General features: G+C 46.7%; 11 protein-coding genes. 1 reads left to right on the top strand and 10 read right to left on the bottom strand.

Annotation, left to right across the window (positions count from 1 at the left end; translation table 11 throughout):
• Nucleotides 1-251: 251 nt before the first annotated feature.
• The 5 genes from JGK11_RS12045 to JGK11_RS12025 all read right to left on the bottom strand — a co-directional run bounded on the left by JGK11_RS12045 (nt 252) and on the right by JGK11_RS12025 (nt 6,713).
• Complete coding sequence (locus JGK11_RS12045; protein WP_293192714.1) at nt 252-569, bottom strand: hypothetical protein; 318 nt, start codon at nt 567-569, stop codon at nt 252-254.
• Between the two features lie 307 nt (nt 570-876).
• A complete protein-coding gene (locus JGK11_RS12040) occupies nt 877-1,407 on the bottom strand; it encodes a hypothetical protein (protein ID WP_293207583.1) in 531 nt (176 codons plus the stop codon).
• A gap of 17 nt (nt 1,408-1,424) precedes the next feature.
• Nucleotides 1,425-4,739 (bottom strand): PAS domain-containing protein, encoded by a 3,315-nt coding sequence (locus tag JGK11_RS12035; protein ID WP_293211810.1) that lies wholly within the window; start codon nt 4,737-4,739, stop codon nt 1,425-1,427.
• A 328-nt stretch (nt 4,740-5,067) separates the two neighbouring features.
• Nucleotides 5,068-6,198 carry an aldo/keto reductase gene (locus tag JGK11_RS12030; protein ID WP_293184824.1) on the bottom strand — a complete coding sequence of 377 codons (1,131 nt, stop codon included), beginning with the start codon at nt 6,196-6,198 and terminating at the stop codon, nt 5,068-5,070.
• A gap of 5 nt (nt 6,199-6,203) precedes the next feature.
• A complete protein-coding gene (locus tag JGK11_RS12025) occupies nt 6,204-6,713 on the bottom strand; it encodes a bifunctional nuclease family protein (protein ID WP_293184826.1) in 510 nt (169 codons plus the stop codon).
• Between the two features lie 235 nt (nt 6,714-6,948).
• Here JGK11_RS12025 and ribE point away from each other — a divergent pair, with 235 nt between their 5' ends.
• On the top strand, nt 6,949-7,665 hold the full coding sequence (ribE, locus tag JGK11_RS12020; RefSeq protein ID WP_293211807.1) for a riboflavin synthase: 717 nt from the start codon (nt 6,949-6,951) through the stop codon (nt 7,663-7,665).
• A gap of 34 nt (nt 7,666-7,699) precedes the next feature.
• Here the strand turns inward: ribE and JGK11_RS32870 are convergent, their stop codons facing one another.
• The 5 genes from JGK11_RS32870 to JGK11_RS12000 form a co-directional block, all read right to left on the bottom strand.
• Nucleotides 7,700-7,981: a transposase gene (locus JGK11_RS32870; RefSeq protein WP_366053658.1), complete on the bottom strand. Its 282-nt coding sequence runs from the start codon at nt 7,979-7,981 to the stop codon at nt 7,700-7,702.
• 106 nt (nt 7,982-8,087) lie between these two features.
• Entirely contained in the window at nt 8,088-8,894 is an 807-nt protein-coding gene (locus JGK11_RS12015) for a transposase (protein WP_366053656.1), read from the bottom strand.
• 323 nt (nt 8,895-9,217) lie between these two features.
• Nucleotides 9,218-10,135, bottom strand: a complete 918-nt coding sequence (locus JGK11_RS12010) for a glycosyltransferase (RefSeq protein WP_293211804.1) — start codon at nt 10,133-10,135, stop codon at nt 9,218-9,220.
• Nucleotides 10,136-10,150: 15 nt separating this feature from the next.
• Nucleotides 10,151-12,562, bottom strand: a complete 2,412-nt coding sequence (locus tag JGK11_RS12005) for a hypothetical protein (RefSeq protein WP_293211801.1) — start codon at nt 12,560-12,562, stop codon at nt 10,151-10,153.
• A 294-nt stretch (nt 12,563-12,856) separates the two neighbouring features.
• Nucleotides 12,857-14,629, bottom strand: a complete 1,773-nt coding sequence (locus tag JGK11_RS12000; RefSeq protein ID WP_293211798.1) for a peptidoglycan DD-metalloendopeptidase family protein — start codon at nt 14,627-14,629, stop codon at nt 12,857-12,859.
• Nucleotides 14,630-14,730: the final 101 nt, after the last annotated feature.

Here is a 14,730-nt window from a genome sequence, read left to right as displayed (position 1 = left end):
GTAGTTGCGCTTCAGCGCTCTTTCATAGATCTAAAAAACAAGCAGTAAAAAGTTAAGTACGTGTTGAGGTACGTAGTTGCGCTTCAGCGCTCTTTCATAAATCTAAAGAGCAAGTAGTGAAAAGTTAAGTACGTTTTGAGGTAAGTAGTTGCGCTTCAGCGCTTTTTCATAGATCTAAAGAGCGCTGAAGCGCAACTACGTACCTTGAAAATCATCAAAACTGACGCATCTTTAACCATAGAGTGTGTCAGTCACCAGTTGTACTTATAAGCTGCGTTAATTGTTAAATTCTTAACTACTACTAAGGGTGAATTTTCAGGTAGCCCAAAATTCTGACCTTTTTTGTGAGGCGTGTATCCTTGTGCTAAGGCATGGAGAATTACCTCACACACGAACACAGGAGTAATAGCTGGATAACCAAAAGAAAAAGCTGTCGTCAATTTCTGAGCAGGATTCTCGTATAACTCTATAAACAAACCAATGCCGCCGTAATCGTCACGTGAAATAAGCCAACGATATTTTTCATCGTTTATGATGATACTGCGTGATTTTTTTTGAGGAAGTGCCATTTTCTGCCTGTTGTTTTGCTAGTAATTTTTAATTTTAGGTCTATCTGGTTTTTGAAGAGGGCGAAGCATGACCGTATATAAGTTATTAGTTATAATCCCATATTGACTGCGGTCATGCTTCGCCCCTACAGATATAATTGCCTTGCGCCAGATGCACCCGTAATTTTTCTCACAATTTGTTGTCTATTTCGATATTAATTTTTTTTAATTCCGTTTTTGGAAACCGCATTTATCAGCTCAAATGCACGGTGCGTCACCTCTTAATTTATCGATTATCCCGAAAATCTCTCGCTGCTGGCGCACCCTACTAAAAAGCTTTGATTTTGCCTCGAAGACCCGGATTTGACAGAGATTCTAAATCTATTTTACAGCTCGATCGATCGCCCTTGCACGCATAAACCGCCAAAGCAGTCCCCTGACGGTTGCAAACTCGCAGGTTGTAACCGTACTCGCTAGAAGCAGCGCCGAAGCGGTTGACAAACTGATAGCGTTCCATATAATCCAGCAAACTCCACAGTTGGCGGTTGACGATGATGATAACCCATGTGTTGCTGCGATCGACAAACCAGCGATCGAGCAATTTGCCGCCAAACTGTTTTTGAGCCAACCACAGACTCGGCGTGCTCTTTTCGGCTTGCGAAAGCGGCGGCGACGGGAAATTGGCAGCGTCTCCACTCGGGCAGACTGGTTGCTGGGAAAACGCCGCAGATTGTCCCCACAGCAAGGCTGTGATGCACGTAGAACTCGCAATTAGGAACAAAAATAAACTTTTTGTCAAAATGCTAGGTCTGCGCCGGAAAACTTGATTTTGGTGGCTGAATTTGTGGTGATTCATCATAATTTATTGCGACAAAATTATTGAAATTCCGATCGCCTAAACAACGAAGCAGGCAGAAAAGCCGTAAAAGTAGAACCACAATCTAACTCGCTGGTAACTTCAATATCGCCGCCCATCATCTGACAAAAACGCTGGCTGATAGTCAATCCCAAACCAGTACCACCGTACTTGCGAGTAGTTGAATTGTCCGCTTGGGTGAAAGGTTGGAACAGTCGCTCTTGCTGTTCTTGTGTCATGCCAATGCCCGTGTCCGTCACTCGGAAAACTAAATATTCAGCATCCAAAATTAACATTTGAACAACTCGCGGTTGATATTTATTTTTTAATTCTTCACTGGTAATTCTTTCCACAGTAAGTACGATCGCCCCATTCTCAGAAAACTTAGCAGCATTGCTCAGCAAATTCAGGATTATCTGCCGCACTTTCATCAAATCGCTGTGCATGGCGCCGATATTCTCGGCACTCAATACTTGCAAGGTATTGCCGTTTTTCTCAATTAACGGTTTGATGGTTGTCGCCACCTCCTCGATCAGGCCGCCAACATCGAAGCTTTCGAGATAAATCTCCATCTTGTCAGCTTCAATTTTGGAAATGTCGAGAATGTCGTCAATCAGTTGCAGCAAGTGTTTCCCAGCAGTCCGAATTTTGTCTAAATCCGAAACTACCTCTAAGTTGCCCACCTCCTCGGCATCTTCCACCAGCAGATCGCTGTAGCCGATAATTGCGTTTAGGGGAGTCCGCAACTCGTGGCTCATGTTTGCCAGAAAAGCACTCTTGGCGCGGTTGGCGAGTTCGGCGGCTTCTTTTGCCAACTGCCACGCTTCCTCGGCGTCTTTGCGCTCTGTGATATCCCGCAGCGTGGCTACCACCGCTTCCACGCTACCGTCTGTCGCACACACCGGGCTGAGAATGTACTCGTAGTCGCGGGTTCCCCAGGCTGCGGTGGGGACGATTACTTCGCCTTTGGCGGGTTCGGCTGTGACAAATATGCGATCGCACTGTTGGTGAACCCGCTCCATAATGTTTGGAGGCCAGCCTAATTCCTGCCAGGTTTTGCGAATCATTTCTCTGGGGTTCATGCCGGCAGCTTGGGCGGCGGTGCGACTGACGTAAGTGTACCTTCCCGACTGATCCACTAGAAAAATTAGGTCGAGGGAAGCGCCGAGAATGCCGTCAACTGTTCTGGCGTGTCGGGCTACTTGAGCCGTCATTTGTCTGACGGTAATGGCGCCGCGGACTCGGGCGGCGAGTTCAAACTGCAAGAGTTGGTTGGCTTGTTTGAGGAATGCCGTGCGCTGTTCGACTTCTATTTCTAGTTCTACTTTGGCTTTTTCTAGGGTGAGTTCGGCTTTTTTGCGATCGCTCACATCTGTAGAAATTGTACCGACTGCATAAGCTGTACCTTCGGAGTTGCAGAGGGGAAATTTGAGAGACAGATAAGTGTGCGGCCCGTCGTCTTGAGGGATGACTTCTTCAATGCTTAGGGGCGAACAGGTTTCAATCACTTTTAGGTCGTTTTCTCGCAAGACTGATGCTTTGTCTTGAGGAAAAATATCGCCGTCGGTTTTACCAGTTATTTGTTCTTTTGCCATATGGCACAAATTGTCAAAATGGCTGTTTGTAAGCAGGTATTTTCCGTCAGCATCTTTGATGTGAATCATTGCTGTGGAGTTGTCTAAAATCGCTTGCAGCAGTTCTTCGCTCTTCCGCAGGGCTGTTTGAACCTTTTGACGTTCGAGTATTTCTCGCTGCAATTCCAAGTTGAGGCGATTTAAGTCTTGCCAAGCTTCCTGGACTTGATTTAAGGCGATCGAGCTTTTTGCTGGTTCTGTATTTGTCGGCTGTGGGTGGTTTGAACCCCAGTTGGCGGCCAATTCTAGGGTTGGGACAGTTAGCGAGATTTCGGGATTTGTGATTTGCGCGCGATCGCCCGCACAATTTCCATACTCAAAATCCATCGCTAATTGACTGTCTAAATTAGGTTGTTTCAGGAATAAACCGGGGAGTTCGCCCAAATTTAAATTGTCAGATAAATTGTCAGATAAATTTTCCGATAAATTGTCAGAAGTGCGATCCTTTTCGTTGGCTTCGCTAACACACTTCCCCGATTGCGGGTGCGCTTCGGCGGTGGAGTTAGAGCGTAAATTCCCGTCTGCTGTTAATAAATCTGAGTTAGCTGGTTTGGCCAGGAGGCGGGTGACTCCTACTGCTAAGGCCAGGGGTGCGGCGGCAGCCACAGACAGTGCTAGCAGCCAATTATTGCCCCACCAGGATGCGAGATCAGTTTGTGGCATTCCCCGCACTAAAATTGCTGCGGGTTTTCCGGCTAAATTGTCCAGGGATTGAGCAGCTACTGTATAAGTTTTACTGCCTGTTCGCATTTCCTGAGCGACAGGCTTGCCGGCGGCTGCGAGTGCCGATTTCAGCAGCGATTTGTCTGCCAGCAAATCTGGCAACTTTTGATTTTTGGTAAATATTTGCGAACTTGCCAACACAAATTTGCCGTCAGTTGGGACGGAGTAGATAGCGCGATATCCGCCACTTTGTAAATTGATGGTTTCGCTGCTAGCAACTGCCGTCGTTTGGCTCAAAATTTTTTCTAACACTAAGACACCAATCACCGTCTTAGTTTTGGGATCGTTTACAGGAGTTGCTATGTAGCGGATGAGAACGCTACCGTCTCCCGCAGCGCGCGGCAAAGATACCAATTGTTTCTGAAGTTCCGATTTGGCAATAATTTTGCTGGCGGTTATTGGCTTTTTGGCAGCGAATACTCGATCGACTATTTTTTGCAGGTTAACACTTTTTTCCTTGATGTTGGGGTTGACGCTAACTACAATCTGCCCGTTTTTTCCCACTAAGACAGCACTGTCTATTTCCCCTGTTTTAACTTGGGTTTCCAAAATATCCTTGACAGATTGTCGCAAATTTGATATATTCTTGCCGCTGTTATAAGCTGAGGCTATTTGGGCGATCGTTTTGCTGTCAGAGGAGTTTTGCAAACTGAATGCAGCGCGATCGAGTTTAAGATTGTAGTTACTTTCACTAAGGCTCAGTTCAGATTTAGCTTGATTTTGCAGTTCGCTGCTTCCAACAGTTGATGTTAGCCAAAGTGCTGCTCCCGTTAATCCGACTGGCAAGATGATTTGTAAAGCCAGCAATCCAATTAATTGTTTTCTGGTGACAGACAAGTTGTAGGTGGCAGGTCTGAAAACTGCTTTCAATCTTCTTTCGGAAGTCGCAAAATTAGTAGGCTGCGAACAGTTTTGCTGGCTGTCGTTTAACTGAGTTTGAGCCATAGTAGTAGATGCTAAATCGTTTGTAGATGACACGGGATATTAATCTGGAAGTATCAAGTTGAGATTTGGAAGTTGAGATTTTAGAGAGAGTTCCGTTAATCACCCATCAGAAAAATGTTGGCTCTCGCTGGGTCGAAGAAAGTCATAAAATAACTGGGGTATTGTCATAGAAATAAATTTTCTGGCTCTTCAACCAAATTTTGTAATTTAGTTTTTTTTACCAGAAAGAATTGGTTTAAAGCTGGAACCCGCGGAGAAATTAAAAGAAGACGATTCATTACTCCAATCCTCTTCCTTCCAGGTAGACTTTGCTGTCAACTGTCAACTGTCAACTGTCAACTGTCAACTGTCACCTTGTGTTTCAATCCCACAACCGCCTGCCCGCTTTGCCATTCAGTCGCTGGTGAGTGTCTTTGAGCAAAGTTGGGATGTCCAACTCTTCGGGACACCTGGGCAAACATTCGCCGCAATCGGTGCAGCGGTTGCCTTTGCTTCCAGGAAACCAATGTCCGGCATTTTCAAACATAGCATAACGGTATTTGCCAAACTCAGTCATGTCGCACCCGACAGCGAGATTCCGCAGCCGCAATACTTCGGGAATGTTGATGTTTTCCGGGCAAGGCAAACAGGCGTAGCACTGGCTGCATTTGTCAGTTTTCAAACGATCGGCAATCACCGATTCAATCCTCACAAACGCAGCAATTTCGGCCTGGGTGAGGGGAAAGTCGCGATCGGCATATTTTAGAGGTTGCTCTAATTCTGTCGGATTTGCAGGCCCCACACTCAGAGTTCCAATTCTAGTATCGCTCAGTAAAAACCGATAGTTCAACTCCAAAGGCGAGAAAGGCGAGCACAATTGTGCGAGAGTTTCTGGGGGCGTGTAGAGTTGCCCTCCTTTGTCTGCCGGAGAAATGATGAAAACGCCCATATCTTTGTGCTTGGCGAGTTCAACTGCCGGGGCGTTGCGCTGAAAAAAATAGTAATAATGCAGGTTGACAAATTCAAATAAATCTGTATTTATAGCAGCCAAAATCAGATCCAGAGGCCCGTGAGTCGAGAAACCGACGTGCCGAATTCGGCCATCAGCCAAGGCTTTGCGTACAGCTTCCATGCAGCCTGTGGGCGATCGCACCCAAGCCAAATGTTCCCAAGCATTCAAACCATGAATTGCCAGACAATCGATATAGTCTAGATTTAGACGTTTGAGAGACGAGTCGATGCAGCGTTCCGTGGCAGCAGCATCGTCCCCAGGAGGGATTTTCGTGGTGACGTGGAAGCGCGATCGATCGACAGACAAACCAGATGCGAGGGCCGCGCCTAGATATTCCTCGCTGCAACCGTAACCCGCCGCCGTTTCCAGGTGATTGATTCCCTGAGATACAGCTTGTTGTACAGTCTGAAAGGCAATTTCCTCAGAAGCCAAATAACGCATGGTTCCCAAGGAAAATACGGACAGGTGCAAGTTAGTTTTGCCAAACCGTCGATAGCGCATATCTGTTAGGAGGAAGTTTCGCTTTGGCCCAAGCCGCTTCTCTTGATCAAATCCTCCGGGCGGAGGTTTGAGATAAATTCGCGAAAGGCCCGGCGTTCGGCCTCATCAGCATCTCGATCGACCGGTATAGAAGCATCGGCGACGACTTCTTCCATCACCCAGATGGGGCTATTCGTCCGCAGAGCTATGGCGATCGCGTCGCTGGGACGGGCATCGATCTCTTTTTTCACTTCACCCTGACGGACAATCAGCACGGCATAGAACGTGTTATCTTGCAGCGAGTGAATCACTATCCGCTCCAAGGTAAGACTCCAGGCCTCTAGGAAATTGACCATCAAATCGTGAGTTAAAGGTCGAGGAGGCTTGTGGCCTTCCAGAGCACTAATAATAGCCTTTGCTTGCTCCTGACCGATATAAATAGGCAAAGCGCGACGCTCAGTAGCGTCTCTCAATAGGACAATAGGGCTGCGCGTGGCTGCATCTAAGGCAATTCCAGCGACTTTCATTTCAATCATTCGATCGGCCTCATAGAATTAAGAAACTGCAAGGCGGTGGAGAATTTGGACATAAAGATCACCTAAATCCAGTATGACTCGATCTTCGCCTGAATCTGCAACCGATCTGGGACTGTCGATTTTAGATTTTAGATTTTCCATTGACAATAGGGATAGAGGGGATGGCAAAAGCTCCTCCGTCTGGTTTGTGACTGTGGTTTGATTTAAATAAGCGATCGACTACCAAAAAATAACTATGTTTACAGGACTAATTCAATCTCTCGGAAAGCTGAAATCGCTAGGCAACGATTACTTCCAAATTTCCTGCACCTCAAGCAACTCCTATCAGATTTTACAAGATTTAGCCATTGGCGACAGCGTAGCAGTGGATGGAGTTTGTTTGACAGTGGTGGAAGTTCTGCCCCAAGGTTTTGTCGCCATCGCTTCCCCAGAAACCTTGCGCCGCACTAATTTGGGAGCATTCCCCGATGCTTGGGTGAACCTAGAAACCTCGCTGCGCGCCGGTAGCAAATTGGGCGGACATTTTGTGACGGGACACGTAGATGCGATCGGCACCTTAGCGACATCCACCCAAACCGCCAACGCTTGGGAGATGAGGTTTACAGCCCCACCAACAGCCAATTCGGGATGGCAGCGTCAAATTGCGCCATACATCGTTTCCAAGGGCAGCATCGCCGTCAACGGCATCAGCCTCACCGTAGCAGATTGCGATGCAGACGGAAATTGGTTTGAAGTTGCCGTAATTCCGCACAGTTTTTCCGAGACAAACCTCAGCTATTTGCAGCCGGGAAGTTTAGTCAATTTAGAAGCAGATATACTCGGCAAATATGTAGCCAAATTTCTCCGCAGCGGCGGCCGGGAAGCCCATCCCGAACCCTGGGAAGAAACCCCCGCCATGAACAGTTTGGGAACAATTACACCTGAATTCTTAGCAGAACACGGATTTATTTGACACTCCCCGATCTAAAGGTACAGGGATTCTTGGTTCAGCCAGTCAACTTGCCCGTTGATGTCACCACCAGCGAGTAGAGGTCGGTCTGTCCCCAAGCGTTAATTCCGGTGTGCCCCACCGTATTTAGATTAATCCCTACTTGTCTCAATCCCTTCGCCAGAATATTCAAGGCTGCATTGTGATCGCGGTCTAACACCGCACCGCAATTACAAATATGAGTTCTGACTGAAAGCGACTTCTGAACACGATTTCCACAACTTGAACAATCTTGGGAAGTGTACCCAGGTGCAACAGCAACCACTGTTTTACCGTACACTTTTCCAAAATATTGCAAATAATGATCAAGTCTGTGACCATGCTGCATCACTAATTGATTTAGCAAGTTTATGATTTTTTACCATGTTTCTCACTTGAAGGTCGACCTAGGCTACGAAATCGCTAGATTTCACCACGCACAACGCCGTCTTAATGGCGAAATCTTTGCGCTGCCTACTAACCTTTAAGTGTTTTCTCCCTAACTTATTAATCGCTTTAAAGCGATTACTGGAACCTTTCTTTTTTCGAGAAACTCGTTTCTGTAATCGCTTTAAAGCTTTTTCGCTTTTACGAAGATATCGGGGATTCGGGACTGTTGCTCCGTCACTATTGGTATAAAAGTGGTTTAATCCCACATCTATGCCAATCGCTTTCCCCGTGGGAACGACTTCCTCTGTCCGCTCCACATTTATGCAAAACTGAGCGTAGTAGCCGTCAGCACGACGAACTACTCTAACTCGTTTAATCTCAGTAGGTGCATAAAAATGCAAATCTCTACTACCGAGCAATCTAAAGGTTCCAGCAGCAAAACCATCTGTGAAAGTCAGGCATCTTTTATCGGTGGAAAGCACCCATCCCGATGTCTTGTACTCTACAGAGCGAGTGTGCTTTTTGAATTGCGGATATCCTTTTTTCCCTGGCTTTTTAGCCTTACAATTTGAGAAGAAGCGTTGAATAGCAAAAATGGCACGTTGGGCCATCGCTTGACGCGCCATTGAGTTAAGTTTACCTGCCCATTCAAACTCTTTCGCCATGATGGCGCATTGTTTGTAGAGATCGACTAACTTGACTCCCTGATTGTCGAGCCAATATCTAAGAGCTTTGTTTCGGACAAACTGTGCTGTGCGGATCATTTCGTCGATAACCCGATACTGCTGTGGCTTGCCTTTTAACTTGAACTCTAATACAATCATGAAATTATTCTATCACGTTTACAAACTATTGTGGGTATAAATCGACCGATTTATGAATCTTTACACTCGCAATTAAAGCCGTCCTAGAATGACGGGGCTTTAGACCCATTTTTTTGGTAATCTTGGGGTGTACGCGGAGTATTTAATCATAAAATACCCGGCAGTTTCAACCGCGTCTATAAAAACAAAACCTGCCTCCGCAGGTTGAAGAACTAGCGGTGAACATTGTGTTATTGTCTTCAGTCTGCGGAGGCAGACTATCCTTCGGGAAGGCTAACGCCTACGTTTTTGTAAACCTGGTTTCAACCGCCGTCTGCATCTGCTCAAAACTGACGCCCCTTACCAACGAACTCTTTCTCAACAAAAACATTTTTCTCCCAAAACAACCCCGCCGCAATTCCCGCCTGAGAAACCAAAAACAAAGCAGCAATTAATAGCTTTTGAAGACCCGATCCTTGGGAAAATGGATAAGTTAGCAAATTCAGATAAAATGACGGATGTTGCCGTTTCCCCTTAGCCCCACTTTTCGAGATAATTTCCCCAAACAAAAAAGCACCTCTACCGTAATTGAATTGCTGCCGCCAAAATTTCCGCGGAGTTAGTGCGTGGGAATGATAGACTGTCACTTCGGGAGCATAGACCGCGCGGCCTCCCAAATTGAGCCAGCGAAAGCAAAATTCCCTATCTTCTCCAGCCGCTAGCGAAAAAGTCGTGTCAAACCCGCCGATTTTCTCGAAAGCCTCAGCGGGAAGGGCAAAATTGTTAGAAGTGAAAAATTGTGCGCGATCGCCAATAGCATTGTAATAACTGTAAAGGTAATCGATCAGTTGCTGGCTGGCAGTAGAATAGATATTATCCGGCAGCGCGTTGACAGTTCGACCTCCGACTAAACAGTCTGGTGTTTCCCGAAATCGCTTTTCTAGATTTTGCAGCCAATCTGCCGCCACAGTACAGTCATCGTCTGTAAACACTAAAAATTTACCCTCGGCTGCAAAAGCCCCAGTATTTCGCGCCGTTGCGGGGCCTGAGTTGGGTTGTGTCAAAAGTGTGAGATTTAACCCATTTTGAAAAGGGGATATTGTAGTTTCTACAGATATTTCGGTGCTGTCGTTGACGACAATCACCTGAAACTTATCGCGCGGATATTCTAGTTCCACAAAAGACTGAAGACACTGCGCTAATTTCTCGGGGCGATTGTAAGTCGGAACTATAATTGAAAATAGAGTTTTAGTTGTGTTCATTCTAACTCATATATTTTAATATTTTAAGCGATACAGTACCGACTCAGTATTAAAATCTTTGCCGAAAACTGGTTGCAGCGGGCCCTCGGGACTTGTCAGCCAAGATAAAGCTAGTTTGGTGTATTCGTCCATCTCAGTCAGGGGCCCGAATCCTACCATCTTAATGTTATTTTTGTGGAGGTTGTCCATCCATGCCGGAAGTCGATCGGCTCTAAACGGCACATATAAAACTTGTCTGTCCAAATTTTTCCCGTAAAACAGGTAGCTGCGGTAACTTAAAAAGAAGCCGATTTTTTCATTGGGTACTGTATTTTTGTCAATATATTCGTAAATGCCGCGATACAGTTCGGCGCGAGCAACATCTCGCTTTTCCCTCGCCACCCAAGTAGCACTTACCATCAATGCTATGCAGACACAAATTATCATTATGTAACTTGATTTTTTCAAGCTAGCGAGTAGATTTTTCAAGCCAATTAAACTAGGATTGCGCTTAAATAGAATCCCAGCTAGTAGCAGTAATCCAACATAAATCAATGGGTATATTCCTAAATCTGGCCAACGGGGCGCTAATATTTTTATCACCAGATTGATGGCTTCGGCAAAATGAGATTTAAACCTGTCAATTAACCAACTTCCCCAAACAATACTCTTTCCGGTAAAAGAAGCATTTTTAATTAGGTCAAAAATTGTGTTGCTAATAATGCCGGAAATACTGCTAATTAAAACAACTGCTACAATTACTTGCTTGCGAGTTTTGAGCTCAGTCGCGGTTGCTGCTGCTGCGATCGCCAGTAAGCTTAAAAAGGGAAAGCCGTATCTGAGATTAAAACCGAGTAAAGGACTGAGTTGACCGATCGCCTCTCCGGCAGTCCCGGAGGTGTAAGGTGTAATGACGTACAGAATTCCGGTGCTGGCGAGAACTACGGTTAAAATGATATTGTTTTGATTGATTATTCTGGTTTTACCTTGGATCAAAGCTAGAGGTGCTGAAGAGGCCTGAAGTGCGATCGCCAGAAATGGCAGTTGCAATCTAATGAGGACTTGCAAGCCGAACATTTGCCAGTGGGAAATATTACTGGGATTAAATTGAGCGGCTAAAGTGCTTTGCCAAATCTTCAAAAGTGGCGAAGCTGAAGGCGCAGGTATGGTAGGTGTTGGCTGCTGTACGGGAGGTTTTGGTGACGCTACCGGAGGTTTTGGCCCAGGTACGGGAGGTTTTGGCGACGGCGTTATCGTCGGTTTTGGAGACGCTACCGGAGGTTTTGGGGATGCTACTGGAGGTTTTGGGGATGCTACTGGAGACGGTGGGGCAACAGGCTGTAAGGGAATGTTAATCTCGCGGGAATCACCAACAGGATAATTGATATGCAGCAAGTTTCTCGCATACCAAAAACCTCCTAAAAACAAGCAGCAAAGTATGCCGCACACCAAGACTGGTTTGATGTGGCGAATTCTAAAATTAGTTCGTGTAGAATTTTTATTAACGATGAATCTTTTAATTTCTAATATTGCTAATCCTCCTAAAAGTGAGGCTGCATAGACTAGGGCAGTGATTTTAATTCCGGCTATCATTCCTACAGATGCCAAAAATAGGGATAGCTCGGATTGCGATCGGCTGCTGTGATAGGATAAACCTAAATATAAAGCAACTGTAAATATCGCAGCTAGCGGTAAGTCTGGGTGAATGGTGTTAACTTGGTTGAGCATCATCGGTACTGTCAATACTAAAGATGCTGCTGCCATGCCATAAAATCTCGTTGCTCCAAATTTTATACTTAATAGATAGACGGCAATTCCTTCAAGTACCCAGGCAATTAGCATGGGAAAAGCTGTGAGAAAATCTTCTTTGAAGGGGAGTACGCACAAAGCAGACAAGACGTGCCAATTGTAGGGATATACTCGGGCTTGCTCGTGTTCAAAAATCCAATTTCCGGCGGCATCTAAGAATGTAAATGAGTGGGTTTGATACCATCTGGCAATTACAGGTAGGTGAAACCACAATGAGTCATAATTTGTTGTGGGTTTAGTTGCTAGGGTTTCCCACAACACAAATCCTGCAAATGCGGTGGCACCAATGATTAGGAGTTCGGATGGGATCAGAGGTTGCTTGAGTTGGGGAATCTGCCACTGCGAGAAGCTAAAAGATTTCTGGTTTTTGGCATAAATCAGAATTAAGCCGATCGCACAAATCAGCATTTCTGCTATAATGACCGCAGCAAGATTTAGGCGATCGGCACTTCCTAAAATCAAACCTATACAAATTTGTGCAAGACTCCATCCCGTCAAAAGTACGAGGAGAAAATGAGGAAATGAATAGTTACTGTTTTCCTTATGATTCTCGAAGGCCAGAGACAAGCTTAGGGGAATCGGCCCGACTATAATAATCAGAAATAAAATTAATTCCCACAAATACTGCGCTATTAGCATAAGCTACTATTTACCAATTTTTATGGGAGGCTCTTGCTGATTGTTTGTAGTGAGGACTTTAGTCCTTCTATGGATGCGGACTAAAGTCCTCACTACGAACCTATTTGATTGTTTGTAGTGTGTACTTTGAGTGCTTATAAAACAATACGCTTGGGTTAAGGCTGATCCACCCTAACCCCCCTAAAAAAGGGGGGGGGACAAGAACTCGATCAAAGTCCCCCTTCTTAAGGGGTATTTAGGGGGATCTCCGGGCAAGAAACAGTGTTAACTCAAGCGTATTGCCTGATAAAAAACCTATCTGCTAGCTTGCTTCTGAATTTTGGGTTTGGAGGCTTCTTTATCCTTGGATGCAGAAGTGTCAGTTTTTAACAATTCTGGGAATGGCGGCTGGAGGTTGTGAACTTCGATGTCCATTCCCAGCGGTAGAGGTGGAAGCTGGGGGAGATCGTTTTCCAAATCCTTGAGTGCACTAGCGCTTTGTGTTTCCACAAATTTCGGCATTAGGGGTATTTTGGCGGTTTCCAAAGTGCCGATCATTTTTGCTACAGCGAATTCTAGCTGAGCACCGGGGTCGATCGCCACCCAACCCTGAGCAGTCATTTGCCGAACCTCGAAGTGGAGGTGAGGCCCTGTAGACATTCCTGTACTGCCGACACGCCCGATCGTATCACCCTGTTTCACCCACTCTCCTGGTTTGACAAACAGTTCTGAAAGGTGTCCGTAGAGAGTTTCCTGAGACTGTTTGCTGTGGTTGAGAACCACCGTCAAACCGTAGCCGCCCAACCAATCGGCGATCGCCACTTGACCCGCATAAGCTGCCAGTACGGGCGTTCCCATCGGGGCTCCCAAGTCCGTTCCGGTGTGAAACCTACCGTAGCCCATAACCGGATGAGTCCGCCACCCAAAGGGTGAAGTAATTTCCGCAGCAATCGATAGCGGAAACAGCAGGCTGGTGTTGCCATTTCCAGGCCGGCCCAAGGGACGCGGCGTGAGATTGTAGTAAGCAAAACCTGTATTGCTGCCGCTGCTGACACTAATCGCGCCGACTTGCACTGGCCCTAGTCCCATGCTGGGTTCGGGTGGGCCAGCGGCGTAGGCTGCCGTGTTAATCGAGTATCCAGCATCTGCTGAGTATCCGGGGTTAGCTGGGTATCCGCTGTCTGCTGAGTAGCCCGGAGGTGTGTAAGCAGATTCCGACTGGTTGCCCTGTCCCCAAAGCTGGTTGCCTACTTGTTGAGCGGCCTGACCTACTTTACTGATAGGATTTCCGCTATTATTTCCGGCGACAGTTCCCCGAACATTGCCCGGAAGGTTCGGAACAGTCCCGGGGCTTTGTGGCAGATTTCGAGAAGGAGGGGTGGCAATATAAGGGCCAATTGTGCTGGGAGTTTGCGGGTTGTAGTTGGGCCCTCCGGCGATCGGCCTTTCTGGGCTGTAACTGGGAGGGGCTGCTTCTGCTGTCACGGGTTCGGGAACAGCGGCAGGCCCGCACAAACCGCCAACTCCTTGTCCTGCTGACACGGAACCTTCGCAGCCTGTCGATCTTTCTGCAAACTCGATCGTTGTAGGCGCTTCGTATTGGCTGGTAGCGCCAACACTGTAGTCTGTTTGGTCGGTGGCAGCGCGGGCTTCTGGGTTAACTGGTGCTTCAAAAGGAGGTTCCTGGGCCGTCGCTTCTGGCAAGGGAATCAGTGCGGGTTCCGGTAGATAATATTGGGCCGGAGGTTGTTCGGTGACGTAATCTGGCGATGGGGCCCGAACTTCTGCCTGGGGTTCGGGATCTGGTTCTCGCTGCACTTGGGCTTCGGGTTCCGGGGGCGCCAGAGGTGCTTCAAATAGTGGCTGAAGTTCTGCTGCGCCGGGGACGGCTTGTTCTGCTGGCGGAGTTTCAGTTTGGGCCCAAACTATGCCTTTGCTCAGCAGTCCCAGACTGGCAAGGCAACCTAGTCCCACCAGCATTGAGCGTTCGGACAAAAGGCGCGATCGAGTCCGGGCGCCTGTGGGGTGATTTTTTTGCTGTTTGGTGTTCAAATGGGCTGTTATTTGCTTGTCTGGAACTGGTTTCACGATTTTTTTTTCCCAACTCAACAGGGGGGGCGCAAGAAGATTAGTCGATTGTAGATTTTAGATTTTAGATTTTAGATTTACTCGCAGCTTTGAATTCTGGG

The organism is Microcoleus sp. PH2017_34_RAT_O_A (assembly GCF_020737885.1).
GTDB lineage: Bacteria > Cyanobacteriota > Cyanobacteriia > Cyanobacteriales > Microcoleaceae > Microcoleus.
The sequence above is the reverse complement of the archived record's forward strand: the minus strand, read 5'-3'. Positions and strand labels throughout refer to the sequence as shown.

Excerpts from the sequence above, each read along its gene's own strand:
- JGK11_RS12045 (WP_293192714.1), bottom strand. The coding sequence starts at position 569 with ATGGCACTTCCTCAAAAAAAATCACGCAGTATCATCATAAACGATGAA.
- JGK11_RS12040 (WP_293207583.1), bottom strand. The coding sequence starts at position 1,407 with ATGATGAATCACCACAAATTCAGCCACCAAAATCAAGTTTTCCGGCGC.
- JGK11_RS12030 (WP_293184824.1), bottom strand. The coding sequence starts at position 6,198 with ATGCGCTATCGACGGTTTGGCAAAACTAACTTGCACCTGTCCGTATTT.
- JGK11_RS12025 (WP_293184826.1), bottom strand. The coding sequence starts at position 6,713 with ATGATTGAAATGAAAGTCGCTGGAATTGCCTTAGATGCAGCCACGCGC.
- ribE (WP_293211807.1), top strand. The coding sequence starts at position 6,949 with ATGTTTACAGGACTAATTCAATCTCTCGGAAAGCTGAAATCGCTAGGC.
- JGK11_RS12015 (WP_366053656.1), bottom strand. The coding sequence starts at position 8,894 with ATGATTGTATTAGAGTTCAAGTTAAAAGGCAAGCCACAGCAGTATCGG.
- JGK11_RS12010 (WP_293211804.1), bottom strand. The coding sequence starts at position 10,135 with ATGAACACAACTAAAACTCTATTTTCAATTATAGTTCCGACTTACAAT.
- JGK11_RS12005 (WP_293211801.1), bottom strand. The coding sequence starts at position 12,562 with ATGCTAATAGCGCAGTATTTGTGGGAATTAATTTTATTTCTGATTATT.